Annotated in this window: 19 protein-coding genes; 5 read left to right on the plus strand and 14 right to left on the minus strand. The window is 73.1% G+C overall.

Annotated elements, in window-relative coordinates:
- Window positions 1-34: 34 nt before the first annotated feature.
- Together AB0I42_RS20065 and AB0I42_RS20070 are read left to right on the plus strand one after the other, a co-directional pair.
- A complete protein-coding gene (locus AB0I42_RS20065; protein WP_357539041.1) occupies window positions 35-823 on the plus strand; it encodes an alpha/beta hydrolase in 789 nt (262 codons plus the stop codon).
- 80 nt (window positions 824-903) lie between these two features.
- Window positions 904-1,653 carry a phosphotransferase gene (locus AB0I42_RS20070; RefSeq protein ID WP_357539042.1) on the plus strand — a complete coding sequence of 250 codons (750 nt, stop codon included), beginning with the start codon at window positions 904-906 and terminating at the stop codon, window positions 1,651-1,653.
- Window positions 1,654-1,665: 12 nt separating this feature from the next.
- Here the strand turns inward: AB0I42_RS20070 and AB0I42_RS20075 are convergent, their stop codons facing one another.
- Entirely contained in the window at window positions 1,666-2,475 is an 810-nt protein-coding gene (locus AB0I42_RS20075; protein WP_357539043.1) for an inositol monophosphatase family protein, read from the minus strand.
- Between the two features lie 127 nt (window positions 2,476-2,602).
- Here AB0I42_RS20075 and AB0I42_RS20080 point away from each other — a divergent pair, with 127 nt between their 5' ends.
- Complete coding sequence (locus AB0I42_RS20080) at window positions 2,603-3,070, plus strand: hypothetical protein (RefSeq protein ID WP_357539044.1); 468 nt, start codon at window positions 2,603-2,605, stop codon at window positions 3,068-3,070.
- On the plus strand, window positions 3,063-3,980 hold the full coding sequence (locus AB0I42_RS20085) for an alpha/beta hydrolase (RefSeq protein ID WP_357539045.1): 918 nt from the start codon (window positions 3,063-3,065) through the stop codon (window positions 3,978-3,980). The genes AB0I42_RS20080 and AB0I42_RS20085 overlap by 8 nt, the downstream gene beginning before the upstream one ends.
- A gap of 44 nt (window positions 3,981-4,024) precedes the next feature.
- Here AB0I42_RS20085 and AB0I42_RS20090 read toward each other — a convergent pair whose 3' ends face one another.
- Window positions 4,025-4,864 carry a phosphate ABC transporter ATP-binding protein gene (locus tag AB0I42_RS20090; RefSeq protein ID WP_357539046.1) on the minus strand — a complete coding sequence of 280 codons (840 nt, stop codon included), beginning with the start codon at window positions 4,862-4,864 and terminating at the stop codon, window positions 4,025-4,027.
- Between the two features lie 257 nt (window positions 4,865-5,121).
- Here AB0I42_RS20090 and AB0I42_RS20095 point away from each other — a divergent pair, with 257 nt between their 5' ends.
- Window positions 5,122-6,162, plus strand: coding sequence for a substrate-binding domain-containing protein (locus tag AB0I42_RS20095; RefSeq protein WP_357539047.1), 1,041 nt, complete (start codon window positions 5,122-5,124; stop codon window positions 6,160-6,162).
- 58 nt (window positions 6,163-6,220) lie between these two features.
- On the opposite strand, the gene AB0I42_RS20100 is transcribed toward AB0I42_RS20095, so the two are convergent.
- The 12 genes from AB0I42_RS20100 to AB0I42_RS20155 all read right to left on the minus strand — a co-directional run bounded on the left by AB0I42_RS20100 (window position 6,221) and on the right by AB0I42_RS20155 (window position 21,292).
- The gene (locus AB0I42_RS20100; protein ID WP_357539048.1) at window positions 6,221-7,084 is read right to left on the minus strand and encodes a sortase; all 864 of its coding nucleotides are present in this window, start codon (window positions 7,082-7,084) and stop codon (window positions 6,221-6,223) included.
- Between the two features lie 71 nt (window positions 7,085-7,155).
- Window positions 7,156-9,648 (minus strand): hypothetical protein, encoded by a 2,493-nt coding sequence (locus AB0I42_RS20105; RefSeq protein ID WP_357539049.1) that lies wholly within the window; start codon window positions 9,646-9,648, stop codon window positions 7,156-7,158.
- Window positions 9,645-11,252, minus strand: coding sequence for a phosphate ABC transporter substrate-binding protein PstS (locus AB0I42_RS20110; protein ID WP_357539050.1), 1,608 nt, complete (start codon window positions 11,250-11,252; stop codon window positions 9,645-9,647). Before AB0I42_RS20110 ends, AB0I42_RS20105 begins: the two co-directional genes overlap by 4 nt.
- A gap of 26 nt (window positions 11,253-11,278) precedes the next feature.
- Window positions 11,279-12,442 carry a phosphate ABC transporter permease PstA gene (pstA, locus tag AB0I42_RS20115; protein ID WP_357539051.1) on the minus strand — a complete coding sequence of 388 codons (1,164 nt, stop codon included), beginning with the start codon at window positions 12,440-12,442 and terminating at the stop codon, window positions 11,279-11,281.
- Window positions 12,443-12,463: 21 nt separating this feature from the next.
- Window positions 12,464-13,474: a phosphate ABC transporter permease subunit PstC gene (gene pstC, locus AB0I42_RS20120; RefSeq protein ID WP_357539052.1), complete on the minus strand. Its 1,011-nt coding sequence runs from the start codon at window positions 13,472-13,474 to the stop codon at window positions 12,464-12,466.
- 20 nt (window positions 13,475-13,494) lie between these two features.
- Window positions 13,495-14,298 carry an LPXTG cell wall anchor domain-containing protein gene (locus AB0I42_RS20125; protein ID WP_357539053.1) on the minus strand — a complete coding sequence of 268 codons (804 nt, stop codon included), beginning with the start codon at window positions 14,296-14,298 and terminating at the stop codon, window positions 13,495-13,497.
- A gap of 160 nt (window positions 14,299-14,458) precedes the next feature.
- Entirely contained in the window at window positions 14,459-14,818 is a 360-nt protein-coding gene (locus AB0I42_RS20130; RefSeq protein ID WP_357539054.1) for a DUF1508 domain-containing protein, read from the minus strand.
- A gap of 479 nt (window positions 14,819-15,297) precedes the next feature.
- Window positions 15,298-16,089, minus strand: coding sequence for an MBL fold metallo-hydrolase (locus tag AB0I42_RS20135; RefSeq protein WP_357539055.1), 792 nt, complete (start codon window positions 16,087-16,089; stop codon window positions 15,298-15,300).
- Window positions 16,090-16,166: 77 nt separating this feature from the next.
- Window positions 16,167-16,991, minus strand: coding sequence for an alpha/beta hydrolase (locus tag AB0I42_RS20140; RefSeq protein WP_357539056.1), 825 nt, complete (start codon window positions 16,989-16,991; stop codon window positions 16,167-16,169).
- 58 nt (window positions 16,992-17,049) lie between these two features.
- Complete coding sequence (locus AB0I42_RS20145; protein WP_357539067.1) at window positions 17,050-17,952, minus strand: alpha/beta hydrolase; 903 nt, start codon at window positions 17,950-17,952, stop codon at window positions 17,050-17,052.
- A complete protein-coding gene (locus AB0I42_RS20150; RefSeq protein ID WP_357539057.1) occupies window positions 17,949-18,776 on the minus strand; it encodes an alpha/beta hydrolase in 828 nt (275 codons plus the stop codon). The genes AB0I42_RS20145 and AB0I42_RS20150 overlap by 4 nt, the downstream gene beginning before the upstream one ends.
- Before the next feature lie 263 nt (window positions 18,777-19,039).
- Entirely contained in the window at window positions 19,040-21,292 is a 2,253-nt protein-coding gene (locus tag AB0I42_RS20155) for a helix-turn-helix domain-containing protein (RefSeq protein WP_357539068.1), read from the minus strand.

Genomic DNA, 21,292 nt, shown 5'->3' on the forward strand with positions numbered 1-21,292 from the left:
GCGGATGCCGGCGGACCTCGGTTGGAATACCCCGATGGAACGGGTGGAGATCCGCAACGGGAGTGTGACGCTGTCCTGTCTCGACAGCGGATCGGGCGGTGACCCGGTCGTCTTCCTGCACGGACTGGCCGGCAGTGCCCGGGAGTTGTGGCCGTCGGCGACCGCGCTGGCCCCGCACCACCGCGTCGTCGCCGTCGACCAGCGCGGGCACGGCCACTCCGCCCGCCGCCCCGACGACCTGTCCCGCCGGGCGTACGTCGGCGACGTGGTCCACGTGATCGAGGCGCTGGGCGTCGAGCGGCCGGTGACGCTCGTCGGCCAGTCGATGGGCGGACACACCGCCATGCTGGTCGCGGCCTGGCATCCCGAGCTGGTGCGCCGGCTGGTGATGGTCGAGGCCGGCGTCGGGGGCGGCGGCGGGGACCTGCCGGCAGAACTCGGTGCCTGGTTCGCCTCCTGGCCGGTGCCGTTCCGCGACGCGCGGGCGGCGGCGGACTTCCTGGGCACGACCCCGATGTCGCGGTCGTGGATCAGGGATCTGGAGGAGCGTCCCGACGGTCTGTGGCCCCGGTTCGAACCGGATGTCATGCGGGACGCCATCGCGGCGGTCGTCGAGACGGCCCGCTGGCCGGAGTGGAGCAAGGTGGCAGCCCCCACCTTGCTCGTGTCCGGCCAGCGGGGCACCGTCCAGCCGGAGGAACTGGCGCGCATGTGCGCTACGGGTGCCGACGTCACGCACGTTGTCGTCGCGGATGCCGGTCATGACGTGCACCTCGACCAGCACCGGGCCTGGGTCGACGTGCTGCGGGCGTTCGTGGGCTGACCGCGCCGGACCGGCGGAACCCCCGGTCCCGTGCCGATAACGGATCGCCGGCCGCCGCCCGCGTGGGCCATCATGCCGGGATGTATGCCGACGAGGAGCCGTTGCCGGGAAACGCCACGAGTGGCGTCGTACGCGTCGGTGACACCGTACGGCGTCCGGCCGGGCCGTGGACCGACGCGGTCGACGCCCTGCTGGAACACCTGGCCGCGGTGGGCTTCACCGGGGCGCCCCGGCCGCTCGGACGCGACGAGCGGGGCCGGCAGGTGCTGGAGTACGTCCCCGGCGAGATCGGCGACGCGGCCGGCACCTACCCGACGGCGGAGTTGCCCGCGATCGGCCGGATGCTGGCCGGGTTGCACGAGGCGCTGGCGGGTTTCGTGCCGCCGGCCGGTGCGGTCTGGAACCGGCTGATCCCGCCGGACCGGGAGGAGATGGTCTGCCACAACGACGTGGCGCCGTGGAACCTGGTCCGGTCCGACCGGGGCTGGGTGTTGATCGACTGGGACGCCGCGGCGCCGGGTTCGCGGTCCTGGGACGTCGCGTACGCGGCGCAGAGCATGGCCGGCCTGCGCGTCGACCGGCCGGTGCCGGAGTCCGCGGCCCGGCTGCGGGCGTTCGTCGACGGCTACGGCGCCGATGACGCCGTACGCGCGGGGTTGGCGGATCTGCTGGGGCGCCGTGCCCGGGCCATGTACGACCTGCTGCGGGACGGCGCGGACCGGCAGGTTCAGCCGTGGGCCAGGATCTGGACCGAGAACGGCCCCTACTGGCTGGCGACCGCGGAGTATCTCGACGCGCACCGCGAGGCGTGGCGCGAGGCGTTGCGCTGAGGGAGGGTCGGCTCACCGACCGGCTGCTGCCAAGGGCTGACCGTCGAGGAGGGCCAGCAGGGTGGTGTGCGTCTCCTCGTCGGCGGCCACGACGAGCCCGCCCGCGCCGGTGTGGAGCGGCTGTCCGTCGATGCCGGTCACGACGCAGCCGGCGGCCTGGCACAGGGCGATGCCGCTGGCGAAGTGCACGCTGTCGCGCAGGTCGCCGTCGGTGACGTAGGCGGCCCGCCGGCCGGCCGCGACCCAGGTCACCGCCAGGGTGGTGGAGACCACGCGTGGCCGGAACCGCTCGACGAACCGCGGGTCGGCGATCAGCCGGAGTGCCCGGAAGGCCGGGTCGTACGGGTCCGGCGAGTCGAGGTTGACGTCCACGAGTCGCGTGCCGGCCGACGGGGTGAGCGGCTCGTCGACGCCGCCGTGGCGTACGCACGCGCGGGTGCCGTCGGTCCAGAACACCTCGTCGGCGAACGGGTCGGCGCAGGCCGCCGCCACGGTTCGCGTACCCGCGCGCAGGGCGACGTTCACCGCGACCAGCATGCCGCGTGCCGCGTAGTTGGCGGTTCCGCACAGTGGGTCCACCAGCCACACCCGGCCGGTCGTGCCGGCCCCGCTGCGTCCACTCTCCTCGCCCACCACGGTGTCGTCGGGTCGGGCGGCCCGTAGGACGTCGAGGATGGCCTGCTCCGCCTCGAGGTCGGCGGCGGTGGCGAAGTCGCCGTCACCCTTCTCGACGCGCGTCAGCGATGTTCCGTACCTGGAACGCACGACGGCGGCCCCGGCGCGCGCGGCGGTGATGGCCAGGTCCCGGTCGGTCATCGGCATGCGCGCAGGATATGGGCCGGCCGTGGCTGCCGTGCGCCCCGGTCGCGGCGGGTGACCGGATTCCACTACTTGACAGCAACCATCAAGTACTTGACGATAAGCGTCAAGCAATGAAGGAGGTGCCACCTTGCCACCGAGCCAGCAAGAGCTGGTCGAGCAACTCGTCAGGTTGATCGACATCCGCCTGCTCGACCCGCTCGAGATCCTGCTCGACGGCGACGACGCGGTCGCCGCCCTACGGGAAATCGTCCGCTCCCGCGCCAGGTCCTGGGCCACCCAGATGCTCGGCGACGATCACCGGGTCGCCGTCGGGGCGATCGTGCGGGCAATCTCGACGCTCTACCCGGGCGACAGCCCGTTCGACCCGCCCCTGGACTGGTGGCGCAGCCCGCTCGGCCAGGTCGTCGCCGGACGGATGGGCCACCCCACCGCCCAGTCGGTGTCGTACGCGGTGGCCGGCGCCATGCTCGGCATCACCCGGCAGGGCGTCCACGACCTGGTCTCCCGTGGCAAGCTCGCCCGTCACCCGGAGGGCGGCGTGCTTCCCGCCTCCGTCCGCGACCGGCTACTACAGCAGGGAAGCAGGAATGCCTGACACGCTCGTCGACTCCGGCCCCGTACCCATCGCGGCCCGCGACCTCGGCGGCCCCGGACGCCCGCTGCTGCTCCTGCACGGCGCGGGCGGCAACCTCGCCCAGATGACGGCTCTCGCCGAGGCGTTGCGGCCGGCACACCGGGTGGTCACCGTCGACCTGCGCGGCCACGGACGATCCGGGGACGGACCGTGGCACTGGGACGAGGTCCTGGCCGATCTGGCCGGCGTCGCCGACAGCCTCGGCCTGGTCCGGCCGGCGGTGGTCGGCCACTCGCTCGGCGGGATGCTGGCCGCCCTCTGGGCGCAGCGCCACCCGGAGTGCCCCGGCGCGGTCAGCCTCGACGGAACCCCCACCCTGGACCGTCTCGACCAACTGTCCGGAATGGACGCGGAGCAGGCGGCGGGCGACCTCGCCAAGCTGCGGGCGGTCTTCGACGCGATGGGCGCGATGCTCGCCGAGCCGCTCGGCGCCGACCAGGTGGCCGCGGCACTGGCCGGGCAGCGCGCGATGGCGCAGCGGTACGGCGCGGACCCGCGGGAGTGGGCGGCGGCGTTCGAACGCAACCTGGTGCCGTGCGACGACGGCCGCAGCCGGCTGCGTCCCGGGCCGGAGCTGACCGCCCGGCTGCGCGAGGCGATGTCCTCGCTCGACCTGCTCCCGGCCTACCGGGAGACCCGGTCCCCGCTGCTGCTCGTGCTCGCCACCGAGGATCTGCCCGAACAGCAGCCGTTCCGCGAGCTGTACGCGGCGTACCGTCGTGGCACCGCCGAACGGCTGGCCGCTGTGGACAATCCGGCCTTGCGGGTGGTGTGTCTTTCCGGCGCGAGCCACGCGATGGTCGCCGAGGACCCGGCGCGGATCGCCGCGCTGGTCACCGACTTCCTCGCCACGGCGGCCGCCGGCCGCTGAGCGCGGGGTCGCTCCGACCGGCGGGCGCGGCCCGGGATGGCGGGTCAGCCGAAGCGGCCGTTGACGTAGTCGGCGGTGCGGCGGTCCTGCGGGTCGCCGAACATCCGCCCGGTGTCGCCGTGCTCCACGACGTAGCCGGGCCGGCCCTCCTCGGCGAGGAAGAACGCGCACTGCTGGGAGACCCGGGCGGCTTGCTGCATGTTGTGGGTGACGATGATGATGGTGACCTCGGAACGTAGTTCGCCGATGGTCTCCTCGATGCGCCGGGTCGAGGTCGGGTCGAGCGCCGAGCAGGGTTCGTCCATCAGGAGCACGTCGGGGCGTACGGCGAGGGAGCGGGCGATGCACAGCCGCTGCTGCTGTCCACCGGACAGGGCCCCGCCGGGCTGCCGGAGCCGGTCCTTGACCTCGCGCCACAGTCCGGCCCGGGTGAGGCACTCCTCGACGAGCTGGGCCTTCTCGGCCCGGCCGGCACGGATGCCGGTGAGCTTGAGGCCGGCGGTGACGTTGTCGGCGATGGACATGGTGGGAAACGGGTTCGGCTTCTGGAAGACCATCCCGATACGTCGGCGGGTCTCGGTGAGCCGCGGCCCGGGCGCGTAGATGTCCTGCTCGTCGAGAAGGACCTCACCGGCGAGCGACGCGGACGGCACCAGTTCGTGCATCCGGTTGAGGATGCGCAGGAACGTCGACTTGCCGCAGCCGGAGGGTCCGATCAGGGCGGTGACCACGCCGGCGGGCATGGTCAGCGACACCCGGTCGAGGACCTTGTGGGTGCCGAACCAGGCCGACAGGTCCTGCGTACGCAGGGCCGAGCCGGTGGCGTGGGCGGGGGCGTGGGCGTGGATCCCGTCCAGTTCGAATTCCGTGGTGGCGGCAGTCATCGGCGACTCCTTCGAATCCGAGCGCGGCCGCCGGGGACGTTAACCGTTTCCGGCGACCGGAGGGTGAACGTGGACACTCCTGGAAATGGCCGGGCATCCGGAGCCCTTTTGCCCGATTGGCTGCGCGTTAACGCGGAGGCCGTGTCGCGCGAATTCAGCCGTTGAGTGACGTTGGTGGCACGAAGAGTCACCGACTGATGGGCTGGGACCCGGCCTCAGATCGAGGCTGATCGAAATCCAGCGGAGGTATCCCGCAGATGCGCAAGACCACCCTGAAGGGTGCCGCGGTGGCGTTCACCGCCGTGGCTCTGTCGCTGGCGCTCGGTGCCGGCAACGCCGCGTACGCCGACCCGCCGTTCACCCCGGACGCCGACGACATCGTCGGCGCGGGCTCGGACACCAGCCAGTTCGTCTTGAACGCCCTGGCCACCTCCTACAACGGACAGAGCCCCGCCCCGACCAGCCGGCTGGCCTCGTGGGACGCGACCGGTACGCCGAACCCGCTCCAGCCGCAGGCCGGCGCACCGTCCATCGCCCGCCCGAACGGTTCGACCGCGGGCATCAACGCGCTGACCGCCGCCGCCAACAGCCCCACCAGCAACCCGGAGGACGACTACCTCGACTTCGCCCGCTCGTCCAGCCCGCCGGAGAACTACCCGTCGCCGCCGGTTCCGCTGAAGTTCTACCCCTTCGCCCTCGACTCGCTGGCGATCGCGGTCGCCCGTAGCAACGCCGACGGCTCCCCGAACACCAACGCCCCGGCGACCCTCGTCTTCACCGTCGCCCGGCTGGCCGCGATCTACCAGTGCACCGCGACCGCCAACCAGTGGAGCGACTTCGTCCCCGGCGCCTCCACCGCCACCATCCGGCCGCTGCTGCCCCAGCCCGGCTCCGGCACCCGCTCCTACTTCCTCTCCCAGATCGGTCTGACCGAGGCGCAGATCGTGACCAAGAGCGAGAGCCCGGGCAGCTTCTGCGTCAACGACGACCCGCAGGAGCACGACCCGGCCCCGATCAACTCGAACGCCAACGCGATCGCGCCGTTCTCGGTCGGTCGCTACAACACCGACGTCCCGGTGGTCAACGGGCAGAAGATCATCGCCCTGCGTACCAGCACCGGCAACTTCAACCCCAGCCGCCGGCTCTACAACGTGGTAAAGGTCAGCCGGATCGCCACGGTCGGCGCCTTCTTCTCCCCGACCGGCTTCGTCTGCAGCGCCGCCGCTGACGCCATCATCACGGCGAACGGCTTCACGCCGCTGCCGAAGGGCACGTCCCCCGGCAACTGCGGCGTGTGACGAGCACCTGTTCCCGGGGCCGGACGGCGTTGCCGTCCGGCCCCGCTCCATACCCCGCTCAGAGCAGGTTGGGCAGCAGCCGGACGGCGGCCTCGTACACCTGCCAGCCGCAGGCCAGCACGATCGGGGTGCCGACCACCCACGCCTCGACCCGGCCCCAGCGGTGCCGGGCCCAGGTGAGCCCCCCGGCGGCCAGGGCGAGTGCCTGCAACCACAGCACCAGCGGGAACGCGGCCGTCGGGTCCGGCTGGAGCGCCCGCTCGTACGCCGCCACGAGCCGGGGCCGGCCGGCCGGTGCCGGCCAGGGTTCGCCGACGAGTACGGCGTCGACGAAGACGGTGTCGGCGGCGGTCAGCATCCGGGTGGCGTCGGTCGTCACCAGGGTCAGCCGGCCACCACCGGCCGGCAGCGGTGCCGGCAGCGGATCGCCGTCGCGCCGGACACCCTCGACCCGGTAGGTGACCTCGCCCTGGCCGGTGACGAGATTGACGGTCGCGCCGGGGACGAGGTCCGGCACCCGCCGGAACGGCGCCCCGAAGGTGCCGGCCCGGCCGTAGAGCAGCGACACCCCGGCCTGGCCGGGCAGCGGGGTGTCGCGGCGGTGTCCCGGCCCGGCGAGCAGGTCGGCCGCTGACGTGCCCTCGACCACCACCGTCTCCAGCCCGATCGACGGGGCGGTGAGGACGGCGACCGGCGTGCCGGGCGCGATGGCACCGCCGATCGGCGCGGTGGCCTGCGCCAGGTCGCCCCGGATCTGGTCGAACAGGTTGTTCTGCGTCCGCTGCTGCTGCAACGGGCTGACCACCAGCAGATAGCCGACGAAGCCGAACACCAGCAGCGCCACCAGCGTCAGCGCGCCCGCCACCGACAACGCGCCGCGACCGGTCCGGACCGGACCGGCGTCGACCTGCGTACCAGCCATTTCCTGGCTCCTTCGTGACGAGGCCGGGGGCGGCGCGTGGGCCGCCCCCGGCCGGGGAGAAACGGGATCCGCTACCGGACCAGCAGCCGCCGGGCGGTCTGGCCGAGCCGGCGCAGCGGATGGTCCGGCTGGGCGGCCAGCAGCACGAACGGCAGGACGAGCAGGACGAGCAGGCCGGTGCCGAGCACCGCCGGCAGCGCCCACCGGCCGAGCACCGACGTCTCGCCGCGGGTCAGCGCCCGTGGCACGACGGCCGGTGGTCCGGCCGGTGCCGGTGCCGCCGACGTCGGTGCCGGCGTGCCGGACGCCGGCGCCGACGGGGTGCCAGTCGGACCGGGGTCCGTCGACCCACCGCCGGCACCGGCCGGCGACGACGGCCCGGGGGTGGGTGTCGGCGGCGCTCCCTGTTGCCGGGCGACCGCCTCGGCCAGGGTGCGGGTCTGCCGGCGCAACTCCGGCGGCAGCGGCGCGTAGCCGTCGGGCAGCTGCCCCGGTCCGGTGCCGGGCGTCTGCCGCCGGTCGTCGACCGCCCGGCGCAGGAACTCGGCGTAGTCGGCGGCGACGTCGGCGGCCAGCCCGGCGGTCGGCACCGCCGCGTAGACGGGCAGCGTGCCCGGGTAGGCGCCGGCGGGCAGGTTGGCGTGGTCGACACGCAGCGTGCCGCTCGCCTCGTCACGCACCGTGTGCCGCAGCGCTTCCGTCATCGACTCCGGGGTCGGGCCGGCGAACGTACGCCCGCCGTCGGCCGTCCGGCCGGTCTGAAGCTGTGCCGTCGGCAGCCCGTACGCCCGCGCGTACGCGACCGAGGTGACGGCGAGGTAGACCCGGCTCGGGTGGTAGAGGCGGTTCGGCTTGCTCCACACCCAGTTCGGCGCCTCGATCGTGCCCGTGTTGCTGCACTCCTGGTTGAGGCCCTGCGAGTCGGCGATCATGTAGGCGGCGGCCTCCAGGCTGGGCGCGACGTGCTGGCTGGCGGTCAGCGCCGGCAGCGGCCCGCACGGCACGCCCTCCTGCCGCCAGTCGTCGCGCAGCTCGAAGCGGGCCATCGGGAACGGCGTGCCCCGGTAGGCCGGGTTGACCACGGTGCCGTACTCGTCGGGCTGGCCGCCGAGCCACCGCGCCGCCTCCCCGTCGGCGGCGATGTAGCGGGTCAGTTCGTGGTAGGCGTCCGAGTCGTTGGTGATCACCGCGATGCTCTGCGCCACGACCGCGTTGTTGCGGTTGGCCGGCTCCCCGTCGGCGACCGGATAGTCGGGGTTGAGGGCGTGGAACTCCGGGTCGTGGAACAGCGTCTGCGGGTTCTCCCCGACCGCCGGGTGGTCGTGGTTGCCCCAGCCGACGTTCTTGTACGACTGGGTCAGCAGCTTGGCCAGCAGCCGTGGGTTGAGCCGCAGGCCGGCCAGTTCGTACGGGTCGGCGCCCGGCACCTGCACGTCGACCGCGAACGTCACCGCGACCCCGGTGGCCAGCACCGGTGCGTGCACCAGCGGCCGGGGCGAGTTCGTCACCGGCCGGGTGACCAGGGCGGCGTCGGCGGCGTACTCGGTGCCGCTCGGGGTGACGAGCAGGTTGCGGGCCACCTCCTCGCTCTGCCGCACGTGCGCGATCTTCGGGGCGGACGTGTCGACGCACATGTCCTGCCCGAGGCGGCGCATCGCCAGGTCGGCGGTCTCGGCGCCGACGAGGGCGCGTTGAGGCCGTGGGTCGGTGGCGTCGCAGGTCGCGTCCGGCGGCGCGATCGTGATCGGCACGACGAACCGGTTGCGCCAGTTCGACTCCAGCGACCACGCCTGTGCGGTCAGGCTCTCGTTGAAGGTGACGCCCTGGTTCGGGGCGCCGAGCGGGGCGAGGGGCCCGGCCCGGCAGGGTGCGTCGGCGTCGGCGGTGCAGACCAGGTCCATGACCGGCACGACCACGATGGAACACTCGCGGGTCGACGAGCAGCCGAGGCTCGGGGTCGTCACCTCGTCGCGGATCTCGAACCGGACGTCGGACCGGCTGCCGGAGAGGCCGGTCGGCTCGACCAGGGTGGTGCCGGCGAAGGAAGCCGTGCCGAAGTCCGGCGGCACGTCGCCGGTCTGCATCCGGTACGGCTCGCCGCGGGTGACCGCCTTGAACGGGTGCACGTATCCGACGGCCTGCCGCGGCGCCGGCTGGAGCGCGTCCCAGTACGACATCCGCGACGCCATGTGGACGATCGGGCGCTGGAAGTAGCAGTCCTCCTGCGCGGGGTCGACGCCGGCGCACTGCATCACGACGACCGGGTATTCCATCTCGTGGGGCACGCTGGCGTTCTGCGGGACGGTCCCGATCGGCAGGCCGTGGCTGGGCACGAAACCGGACCAGCTCAACCGGATCACCTGCCGGTTGATCAGGTTCTGGTGTGCGGAGACCGAGACGGTCGCGGTCCGGGTCTCCCGGTCGCCGCGCTCGATCTCCCTGGTCAGGGTCCAGGCGACCGCGGCCGCTGGTTCCGCCGTCGCCGGCCGGCCGAGCAGGCCGGGGGCGACGGCCGCGGCGGCGAGCAGCGCGACCGCGAACGCGGCGCGTCGGGCGGCGCTCACCGCCGGGGCTCCGGCCGGCGGGCCAGCGACCGGGTGACCAGCGCGGGCAGCAGCACCACGAGCAGGACGAGGCCGGCGGCGAGCACCGGCAGCCACCGGCTGGTGCCGTCCTGCCGGAAGGCGGCCACCTCGGTCGCCGAGCCGACCAGGTCGGTCTCGGACCCGCCGGCGAGGATCGGCTGGCCGGTCTCCGGGTCGACGTCGGCGATGCCGTCGCCGTCGAGGTCGACCGGGGGCGCGCCCGCCGACGGGGACGTACCGGCGGACGGCACCCCGCCCGACGGCGTGCCGCCGCCGGGCGGCGGGGTCGCCGTACCGGTCGGGCGGGGGCCGCCACCCGCCGCGCCGCACGGGCCCTGGCCCTGCCGGTCGCACTCCGGCGGGTTCGGCGCTTCGCGGGCGAGCTTGTTGACACCGGGGTTACGCGGGTCGAAGGTCGGGTTCGGACAGTTGGCGAAGTCCTTGTCGGTCCGGTCCTCGGCCGAGAGCTTCGCGATCCGGCCGATCTGGTCGAAGCCGGCCTGCACGAGGTTGCGCGGCAGCGGCGAGTAGCCGAGCTGGCCGGCGTTGCGCTGCCCCTCGCAGATCGAGTAATAGGCGTAGTCGGCCAGTGCCCGGGCCCGGCCGGGCGTCATCCGCCGGTCGTTCACGTCGACCGGCAGGATCATGTACGAGTACGACGACAGCGGGTACGCCCGCCGGTCGGAACTGGCGTACACCCCGTCGAGGACCTGGGTGAGGTATTCGCGCGGGTTGCTGCGGTCGGTGTTGATCCGGGCCTCCTGCAACGCGACGGCGACGTTGTGGTCGGTCGGCGCGACGTAGTAGCCGGCCCGGTTGAGCATCTTGGCCACCGGATAGTTCTTGTTGCGGGCGTAGGAGAACTCGACGTAGCCGATGGTGCCGTTGCCGGAGCCGGCGGCCACGTAGTTGGCGACGTTGTCGGACCCGCTCTGCGCCACCTGCCGGCCCTTGCGCGGGTAGTACGACGTCAGGCCCTGGCAGCCGCAGTAGTCGCGCCACTGCCGCTGATGCTGCTTGTCCATCCAGAGCGAGAACTGGGCGGTCGTACCCGAGCCGTCGGAGCGCACCACCGGGACGATGTCGATCGCCGGCAGCGCCCGGCCGTTGTTGTCCCGGGTGATCGCCGGGTCGTTCCACTTGGTGATCCGGTTGGTGAAGATGCCGACGATCGTCTCGCCGGACAGCCGCAGGTCGCGGTAGAGCCGGCCGCCGACCTCGATGTGGTACATGAACGAGGTGCCGCCGGCGACGATCGGCATGTAGGCGAACTCCCGCCGGGCCTCCTCGACCACGCCCGTGACCGGGTCCGGCCGGGTCTGGTACGGGATCTCCGAGACGCCGAAGTCGCTCTGGAAGTTGCTGAAGTCGCGGCGCCCCGCCGACGACCCGTTCGCGGTGTAGACGACCCGGTTGCCGGTCGTCTGCACGCCGGTGACCCACTGTTGCAGCGCGTTCGCGCTCCACGTCGAGCCGGTCCCCTCGACCTGCTCGTACGGCACCGCGAAGGCGGGTGCCGCCGGTGTCGTCACCGCGACCAGTATCGCCAGCACCGCGCCGGCCAGCCTGCCGCGCCGCTTCATCGTTGCTCCTCCAGACGGTTCGGTGGTCATCGCGTGCCGTCCCGCCGGGCCGCGACCAGGCGGGCCACGACGAAGAGCACGAGCACGAGTACGAGCAGCAGGGCCGCGCCGCCGAACGCCCGGGCGATGTACGTCGGCTCGCCGCTGCGGACCAGCGAGTAGACGAACAGCGGCAGCGAGTTCATCGAGTTGTTCAGCGGGTCGGCGTTGAGGAAGTTGGACGCGCCCGAGGTCAGCAGGACCGGCGAGGTCTCGCCGACACCGCGGGCGGTGCCCAGGATCAGGGCGGTGGCCAGGCCCGGCCGGGCGGTCGGCAGCACCACGTGCCACACCGTCTGCCACTGCGACGCGCCCAGGGCCAGGCTCGCCTCGCGCAGCCCGCCGGGCACCACGCGGAGTACGACGTCGGCGGCGCGGGCGATGATCGGCAGCATCATCACCGACAGGGCCAGCGCGGCGGCCAGCCCGGAACGCGGGAAGCCGAGGGTCACCTGCAGCACCGTGTAGATGAACAGGCCCGCCACGATCGACGGCAGCGCGGTCATCGCCTCGACGATGGTGCGGACCAGGCGGCTGAACCGGCCGCCGACCTCGGTGATGAACACGGCGGTGGCCACGCCGAGCGGCAGGGTCACGGCGATCGCGATGCTGATCTCGATGAGGGTGCCGACGATCGCGTGCAGCGCGCCGCCGGTGTCGAGCGGGGTCAGCGGGCCGGCGGCCGACAGGTCCTGCGTGTAGAAGTTCGGCTGGACCAGCGCGTCCAGGCCGCGCCAGACGGTGTAGCCGATCACGGTGAGCAGGGCGGCGCCGACGAGGGCCGCCCCGGCGTGCACGACCGCGGCGGCGATCCGGTCGGCGACCACCGGGGCCGGGTGCCGGACCACGGTGACGGCGGCGTACAGCAGCAGGAAGCAGCCGAGCCACAGCAGCAGGAAGCCGATGGTGCCGTCGGTGGGCAGCAGCCCGCGAAACAGCAGCCAGGCCAGGGACAGCCCGCCGACGACCGAGCCGACCAGGGCCAGTACGTCGTCGAGGGTGCGTGGGCGCAGTTCGCGGCGCGGCTCGGCGGCCGACGGCTCCGCGGCGGCCGGCGGTGGTTCGGCGCGGACGCTGGTGGTGCCGCGCGCCACGGTGCCGTTGCCGGCCGGCGGGGCGGCGGGTGGTGGTGTGGTCGTCTCGGTCGGCACCGGTCGGGCTCGCTCTCTCGGTCAGATCTCGGTCGCGGCGCCGCTGCGGCCACGGCCCACGACGACGGCGGCGACCGTGTTGACGGCCAGCGTGATGAGGAAGAGCACCAGGCCCGCCGCGAGCAGCGCGGAGAGTTGACCGGCGTCGGCGTCGCCGAACCGGACCGCGATCAGCGACGAGGTGGTGATGGTGCCGTTCTCCAGGATCCGGATCTTCACGTCGAACGCGGTCGAGATGATGAAGACCACGGCGATCGTCTCGCCCAGCGCCCGGCCCAGGCCGAGCATGGCGCCGCCGATGATCCCGCCCCGGCCGAACGGCAGGACCACCGAACGGATCACGCCCCACTGGGTGGCGCCCAGTGCCCAGGCCGCTTCCCGTTCGCTCTGCGGGGCCTGCGCGAAGACCTCCCGCATCACCGAGCAGGCGATCGGGAGCACCATCATGGCGACGACGACACCGGCGACGAACGCCGAGGAGGTGTAGCGGCTCTCCGGCCAGATCGCGGCGTGCGGGTCGACCGGGTCGGCGTCCGTCCCGACGGCGAAGAACGGCAGCCAGCTTCCGTACGCGTGCAGCCAGCGGGCGATCCTGATCAGTTCAGGCTGGAGGAACGCCAGCCCGACGAGCCCGTAGACCACACTGGGTACGGCCGCCATCAGGTCCACGGTGGACACCAGTGGCCGGCGCAGCCGGGTCGGGGCGTACTCGGTGATGTAGAGCGCGGTCACCAGCGCCAGCGGGAAGGCGACGGCGATGGCCACCGCGGCGACGAGCCCCGTACCGACCACGACGGCGGCGATGCCGAGCACGTTGCGTTCGGGGTTCCAGTCGCTCTCGACGAAGAACCGCCACCCGTAGTTGCGCAGCGTGGGCACCGCCTGGACGGCCAGGAAGACCCCGATCCCACCCATGATCAGCAGCATGAGGACGCCAGCGGCGCGGGCCCCGGCCCGGAAGAGCCGGTCGACCGGCGCGGCACCGGTGCCCGTCGACCGGCGCCGCTCGTCGTCCACCTTCGTGGCGCGCACCACCGCTCCCCCCGTCCCGGTCAGGGCCGTGGCGGGGCGGCGGCGAGTTGCTGCCGGCGGGCCCAGAGCACGGCCGCCGCACCGCCGGCGACGAGCAGCGCCGCGACGTAGAGGAAGCCGCCGAGCCCGATCCCGGTCTTCGGCAGCGAGCCCGGCGGCGGGGTGCCGGTCGGGGTCGGGGTCGGGTCCTCGGTCGGCGTCGGGGTCGGCGTCGGGTCGTCCGTCGGCGTCGGGGTGGGCGATCCGGTCGGCGTCGGGGTCGGCGAGGGCGATCCGGTCGGCGACTGCGACGGCGTCGGCGAGGCGGAGGCCGACGGGGTGGCGGTCGGTTCGCCGGTGACGACCTCCCATCCGTCTCCGGTGACGCGGATCCGGGCCTCGAGGGTGTCCGGCGAGAAGTTGAACTCGTCGTCGTAGCAGATCAGTTCGAGGACGTAGGCACCGTCGGGCAGGTCGAGGACGCCGCCGGCCTGCGCGAGGTCGGTGAGCGAGCCGTCGACCGTGCCACTCACCGGAGCCTGGTCCAGGCCGGGTCCCGGAACGGAGACCAGGCTGAACGGCGTCACCTCGTCGTTGCGCAGGAAGAGGTCCGCGGCGGTGCCGTAGCCGGTCGGGCAGGGTCCGCTGGCGGTGAAGTCGGCGAACGGTGCCGTCGCGACCTGGCCGGCGGTCGGGTCGAGCGTGATCGTCCCGACCGGTGCCGCCACGGCGGGGCCGACCAGCACCGGTACGGCGACCGCCACCGCCACCCCGACGGCGATCGCGGTGGCACCGAACAGCCGGGCGGTCCGTACGCGCGACGGCGTTGACGCATTGCGAGGCACGATGAGAACTCCTGTCGGAAACCGGCGACCGGTTGCGCGGGATCCCGCGCCGGGAATCGAGCCCAGGAAACTCAGGGCCGGTTACCGGGGTGTCGACGCCCGGTTAACGGACCACAAAGGAAGCGTCACCGCGAAACGGCGGCCACAATTCAAGATCGCATTAGCCGGCGGGTGGGTCCGCCGACCAGAATCGTCCGCGCCGGCCGACGGCCGGGTCGACCTCCGCGTACGGTGCGGCCGCGAGAAAGCGTTCGGTTGCCCGGTGGCAGTCGATTCTGCGTTTGTAGCTGCGGTAGGAGACGGCGGTCACGTCGTCCCCGTTCCCGTACATCCGCCACGTCCAGTCCCGGTCCGGGACGTGGACCACCTCGATCGATGCGGCCGACACCCCGTCGCGTACCGCCCGGATCGCCGTCATCGCGTCCTGAAGTGCGGGGAAGCCGCTCGACGACACCCCGAGGACGCGGTTGTTCGAGGCGACCAGCCGCCAGACGATCACCCCCCGCGAAGTGCGGTACACGCGGAACTGCGCGACCGGCCGGTGGCCAGCATCCATACGCGAGCGCTCCGTCCCGCCACGCCGGATCTTCGGGCATGGCCTGATCGCCCACGCCATAGGTCATATCGCGCGGGTCGCCGAAATGCCGGATACACAGGGCGCTTCGCCCCCGGAGACGCATGCTCCAAGTAGGCACTAACCATGAGTGGAGGCACGTGTGAACGACGGGCGTGCTACGCATGAACGGGAGCATTCGCCGACGTTCACCAGGCGTTGGACGGGGTGGCCGCGCAGCGGTTTCCGGGGCGGCACAATGATCGGCGAAATGGTCGCCCAACGAACGTATTCAATCCTCGGCCAATAACGTCAGACATGGTGCGTCGAGGCAGCTTTCCCGGGCTGGGAAAGCACCTGGCGGACGCCGGTCTGATATCGCCAGATGGTCGGGACGCGGACCCGTACGGTCACCGCCGCCGGGGTCCGGGCGGCGGTGACCGGGTTCAGACGGTGACGGTGGCCGGGGTGCCGACCGGCAGCCGGCGCAGGCCGCGCCGAATCTCGTCGGGCGCCGTCGCGAAGGCGCCGTCGACGGCGTCACCGTCCTGCCGGAAATGTGCCCAGCCCTCGTAGTGCACCGGCACGACGGTCCGCGCCCGGACGAGGCGGCACAGTTCGACACCCTCACGCGCCGTCATCGTGTAGCGCAACGGGCCGGTGACCGGGAACCGTACGGCGCCCAGATGCAGCAGCACGACGCTGACCGCGAAGCGGTCGGCGACCCGCCTCAGGCCGGAGTGGAGCACGGTGTCGCCGGTGATCCACAGGACTCCGTGCCGCTGGCCGGCCCAACGCAAGGCGAATCCGACCACGCCGCCGACGATCGGGCGGCTCAGCGGCGGGCCGTGCCGGGCCGGGGTGGCGGTTACCTCGATCGTGGGTCGGCCCGGTGCCTCGAGCCGGGTCGCCGCCCAGGGCGCGAGGCCGCGGGCGGTGCCGCCGAGCCGGCGGGCGCCGGACGTCGTGGTGACCACGGTGCCGGCCGACGGCAGCAGGGCGCGGCCGGCCCGGTCCAGGTTGTCGCCGTGGTGGTCGTGGGTGAGCAGGACCGCGTCGATCGGCGGCAGTTCGCCGGGCGTGATCGCGGGGTCGGTGAGCTTGCGCGACGACGTGCCCCAGCCGAACCCGTACCGCTCGCCGGCCGGGTCGAAGGTCGGGTCGGTGAGCAGGCGCCACCCGCCGAACTCGATCAGCGCGGTCGGTCCGCCGATGTGGGTGATGCGTACGTCGGTCATGACCTCTGGCTACCTCTCCTGGTGGTCCTGTCGGGACGGGTACGCCGGTGGCCCCCGGAACGACCACCGGCGAAGGTTCAGCGGGCGGTGGTCGGGGTGGCCGGGCGGGCGTGTTCGAGGGCCCAATTCAGGGCGTAGTCGGCGATCTCCTCCCAGCCGTCCTCGGCGGGCAGCAGGTGTGCCCGGCCGGGGAACTCGACGACCTCGGTGGTGGTGTGGGACTTGTAGTGCCTGGCGTTGGAGCGCTGGATGACCGGCGGCATGATGTGGTCGTTCTCGCCGGCGATGAACAGCAGTGGCGCCCGGTCGTCGTTGTGGTAGTCGACCCAGGTGTCCTGGTGGCCGGGCTGGAAGTTCGCCAGCGCGCTGCCCCAGACGATCGAGCCGGGGGCCGGGATGTGGTAGCGCTCGTACGTGGCCCGTGCCCGCTCCTCGGGGAACGTGTTGGTGAAGGCGTAGCGCCACTGCTTGAAGGTGAGGCCGACGGCCCGGTGCCGGTTGGCGGGGTTCTTCAGCACCGGCAGCAGCGACCTGATCTGGCTCGGCGGCACGACCGCCACGCCCTCGGTGGGGGCGGAGTTGATGGCGACGCCGGCGGCGCCGTACCCGTGGTCGAGCAGGATCTGGGTGAACGCGCCGCCGGCGGAGTGTCCCATCAGGATCGGCGGGGTCGGCAGTTCCTTGATCAGTGCTTCGAGGCGGTCGATGATCTGCGGCACGGTCACCGTCTCGATCGGGGTCGGGTCGGCGTTAAGCGCCTCGACCTCGACGTCGAAGCCGGGGTAGGTGGGGGTGAGGACCCGGTAGCCCTGGCTCTCGTAGCGGGTCTTCCAGTTCTCCCAGGAGCGCGGGGTGACCCAGAAACCGTGGATGAGAAGGATGGTGTCGGGTTTGCCGGTCATGGCGGATCGTCCTTTCGAGGAGGGCGGGTCAGGCGCCGTAGGTGTCGAGGATGGTGGGTCAGGCGCCGTAGGTGTCGAGGAAGGCGAGCAGGTCGGAGCCGAGCTGCTCCTTGTGGGTGTCGGTGATGCCGTGCGGGGCGCCCGGATAGACCCTGAGTTCGGCGTTGCTGATCCGGGCGGCGGCGGCCTTGCCACCGACCTCGAACGGGACGACCTGGTCGTCGTCGCCGTGGATGACCAGGGTCGGGATGTCGAAGGCGTCGAGGTCGGGGCGGAAGTCGGTGGCGGAGAAGGCGGCGACGCACTCATAGGCGTTGCGGTGGCCGGCCTGCATGCTCTGCAGCCAGAAGGCGTCGCGGATGCCCTGCGAGACGTTCGCGCCGGGCCGGTTGTTGCCGAAGAAGGGGCCGTCGGCGAGGTCCCGGTAGAGCTGGGAGCGGTCGGTGCGGGAGCCGGCACGGATGCCGTCGAAGACCTCGACCGGTACGCCGCCGGAGTTGTCGTCGGTGCGCAGCATGAGCGGCGGTACGGCGGACACGAGGACGGCCTGCGCGACGCGGGCGGTGCCGTGCCGGCCGATGTAGCGGGCGACCTCGCCACCGCCGGTGGAGAAGCCGATCAGGGTGACCTCGCGCAGGTCGAGGGTGTCGATCAGGGTGGCCAGGTCGTCGGCGTAGGTGTCCATCTCGTTGCCGTGCCAGGTCTGGGTGGAGCGGCCGTGGCCGCGCCGGTCGTGGGCGACGACCCGGTAGCCGTTGCCGGCCAGGAAGAGCGCCTGCGCCTCCCAACTGTCGGAGTTCAGCGGCCAGCCGTGGGACAGCACGACCGGGCGGCCGGCGCCCCAGTCCTTGTAGAAGATCTGGGCGCCGTCGGCGGCGGTCACGTAGCTCATCGGGGATTCCCTTCGTTCCGCGCTGGCGGGCCGCCGGTCGACGGCCCGCCGTCCCGTCGAGGCGGTCAGCGGGTCGCGGCGCGGGCGGCCGCCTTGATCAGGTCGGTGGTCGCCTCGGGCTGCGAGATCATCGCGACGTGCGAGGCCCTGACCTCGACCGTGCGGGCACCGGCCCGCCGGGCCATGAACCGCTGGGTCGCCGCCGGGATGAGGTTGTCGTCGCGGGCGACCAGGTACCACGACGGGATGCCGCGCCAGGCGGGCGCGCCGGCCGGCTGCTGGAGGGTGTGGGCGTCACCGGGCCGCTGGGCGGTGGCCATGACGGCGACGGTGGCGGCCGGCAGGTCGCCGGCGAAGATGTCACGGAACAGGGCCGGCTTGACGTACCCGTCGTAGCTGGTGGTGCCGTCGGGCAGCGGGTACGGCCGCAGGTCCAGCGCCTCCTCGGTGAGTTTGGTGCCGGGGAACCTGCCCTGGAGCGCGTAGACCGTCTCGCCCTCGTCCGGGGCGAACGCGGCGACGTACACCAGGGCCTTGACGTTGGGGTTGCCGGTCGCGGCGTTGCTGATGACGACGCCGCCGTAGGAGTGGCCGACCAGGACGACCGGGCCGGGGATGGTCCGCAGGATGCTGGCCAGGTAGGCGGAGTCGGAGTCGACGCCGCGCAGCGGGTTCGCCGGGGCGAGCACGGGGTAGCCGCCGCGTTGCAGCCTGCGGGTCACCTCGGCCCAGCCGGACGCGTCGGCGAACGCGCCGTGCACCAGCACGACGGTCGGCTTCGGATCGGGCCGGTGCCGCGGGCCGGCGGACGCGGCCGGGGCGGCGGCGAGCGCGGTGGCGGCGACGAGCGCCGTGCCGGCGAGCAGCGAGCGGCGGCTGGCGGAGACGGGCATGGCGGTTCTTCCCTTCGGCGGGCACGGCTCCGCCGGGCGGCGGAGGGCGTACGGGGTCGGTCCACGGGGCGACGTGGAAGGAAGGAGCGCTGGTGGTCTGGCGGACACGCGCCGGGGGTCACCCGGCGGTCCACCGCCTGCGGTGTCCGGCCGATCCTCGCGTCGTCGGGCGGATCGGCTCGTACAGCCATGCAACCAGCGACGGAAGGCGGGAACCATGCAGAACAATACGCAGAACCGGGGTCTCCACCCCGGGACGGCGTTCAGGCGTCGAGGGCCGCCAGCGCGGATCTCGCCAGCTCGGGCGCACCCTCGCGGGCGCCGCCCTCGTCGAACAGTTCGACCGCGCGGGTGAGGTGCCCGCGCGCCTCGTCGGTCGAGCCGAGTGCGGCGTACGCCCGGCCCAGCGCCAGATGGAGGTGGCCGAGCGGCGTCAGGGCGCCGAACCCGGTGGCGGCGGGCAGCACCGCCGTCGCCTCCTCGATGGCCTCCGGCCAGCGCCGCAGCTCGGCCAGGGCCCTGGCCGTGAACACCCGGGCCACCACCTGGGCCGCGTTCTTCGGTGACGGCGCCACCGGGCGCGTGTCGACCTCGCGCAGAACCGTCCGCAGTTCCGCCAACCCCTCGTCGAACCTGCCGAGCCCGATGAGCGCGAGACCGACCCCGAGGCCCATCTGGACGAACTCGTCATGGTTGCCGGCCGAGTCGGCCAACTCCTGCGCCCGGCGGTACGCCCACAGCGCGCGCCCGTACTCGCCGGCGAACCGCCAGGCGTCGCCCGCGTAGGACAGCGCGTTCGCCTGCTCACCGACGTCGCCGAGCGCTTCCGCGAGTTGGTAGGCGTCCATCGCCAGGGCGGCGCTCTCGTCGTAGTGCCGGCCGCAGACCGCCTGTGCCCAGGCGTGGTAGTTGATGTGGGTGATCTCCTGCCGGCGGTCCGGCAGGCGGGCGGCGGCGGCGGACGACAGCTGGTAGACCTCGGACCAGTGCCCCCAGTGGGTCATGCGGTCCGAATACCAGTGCATCGCCTCGGCCACGTCGACCACCCGCTGGTGCTGCCCGGCCGCCGCCGCGCCGCGCAGTGCGGCCAGCCAGTTGTCCGCCTCGGCCTGCAACCAGCTCTGCGCCTGCTCCGCCGTGCCGAGTGGAACCAGACCGCGCCAGTCGGCCGGTGGGGCGCCGAACCCGGGCTCGAACCACCGCCCGGCCACGATCGCCGTCTCCAGCAACCAGTCGATCATCCGGCGCTCGGTCGCCGCCCGGGTGTCGGCCGGCTCCTCGTTCCGCAGCCGCTTCTCGGCGAACAGCCGGATCAGATCGTGGAACCGGTACCGGTCGAACCCGACGGGCTGCAACAGCCCCAGCTCGACCAGTTCCTCGAGTTGCTCCTCCGCGTCGTGCGGACCGGTCCCGGTGAGCACCGCGCCCAGCGGGGCGGCGAAATCGACGCCGGGCACATGCGCCAGCCGCCGGAACATCGCCCGCGCGGGGCCGGGTAGCTGGGCGTACGACAGCGCGAAGGCCGGCTCCACCCCGAGGTCGCCCACCGAGAGGCTGGCCAGCCTCCGGTCCGCGTCCGACAGCCGCGCCGCCAGGTGCGCCATCGTCCATTCCGGACGACTGACCAACCGGGTTCCCGCGATCCGCAACGCCAGTGGCAGGTGGCCGCACAACCGGGCCACCGCCTCGACGTCCTGCGCCACGGCCCGGTCGGCGAGGTCGCGGACGAGTGCCCGCAACAGGCCGGCCGATTCCGCCGGCGCCAGCGGCGGCAGCCCGATGCGCAGCACCCCCTCCAGGCCCCCCAGCGCGCGGCGGCTGGTCACCAGCACCAGCCCCGCCCCCGCCCCCGGCATCAACGGGCGCACCTGGGCCTCGTGCGCGGCGTTGTCGAGCACCAGCAGGCAGCGCCGCTGCCGCAGGATGGTCCGCAGTTGGCCGGCCCGTTCCGGCTCGTCGTCGGCGATGGCGCGCGGGTTCACGTCCAACGCCCGCAACAGTCGGGTCAGTGCCTCGCCCGCCGCCATCGGCGCCGCGTCGGTGCCGCGCAGGTCGACGTAGAACTGCCCGTCGGGAAACCGGTCCCGCAACTGCCCGGCGGCGTGGACGGCGAACGCCGTCTTGCCGAGTCCGGGCGGGCCGTGCACGACCGCCACCGGTGTCGGGCCGTCCACGGCTCCGGCCGTCCCGTGCCGGTGCAACAGCCGCAGTTCCGGTGCCCGGCCGACGAACTCGCTCACCCCGCGCGGCAGCTCCCCGCCCCGAGGTCGCCCGACCGTGCTCTCCGACCGCCTCGAACGCGCCAACTCGACCAGATCGGCGCGGTCGCTGTCGTCGAGTCCCAGCGCGTCGGCCAACGCCGACAACGTGCGCGCCTGCGGTGCCCGGCTGCGCCCACGCTCCATGTCGCTGATCGCCCGCCCGCTGACCCCGGAGGTCTCGGACAGCTCCTCGATCGTCATACCCGCCGACCGCCGCAACTGCCGCAACCGCTGCCCGAACGACAAGACGACCAC

Origin of the sequence: Polymorphospora sp. NPDC050346 (assembly GCF_040655695.1) — a bacterium.
GTDB lineage: Bacteria > Actinomycetota > Actinomycetes > Mycobacteriales > Micromonosporaceae > Polymorphospora > Polymorphospora lycopeni.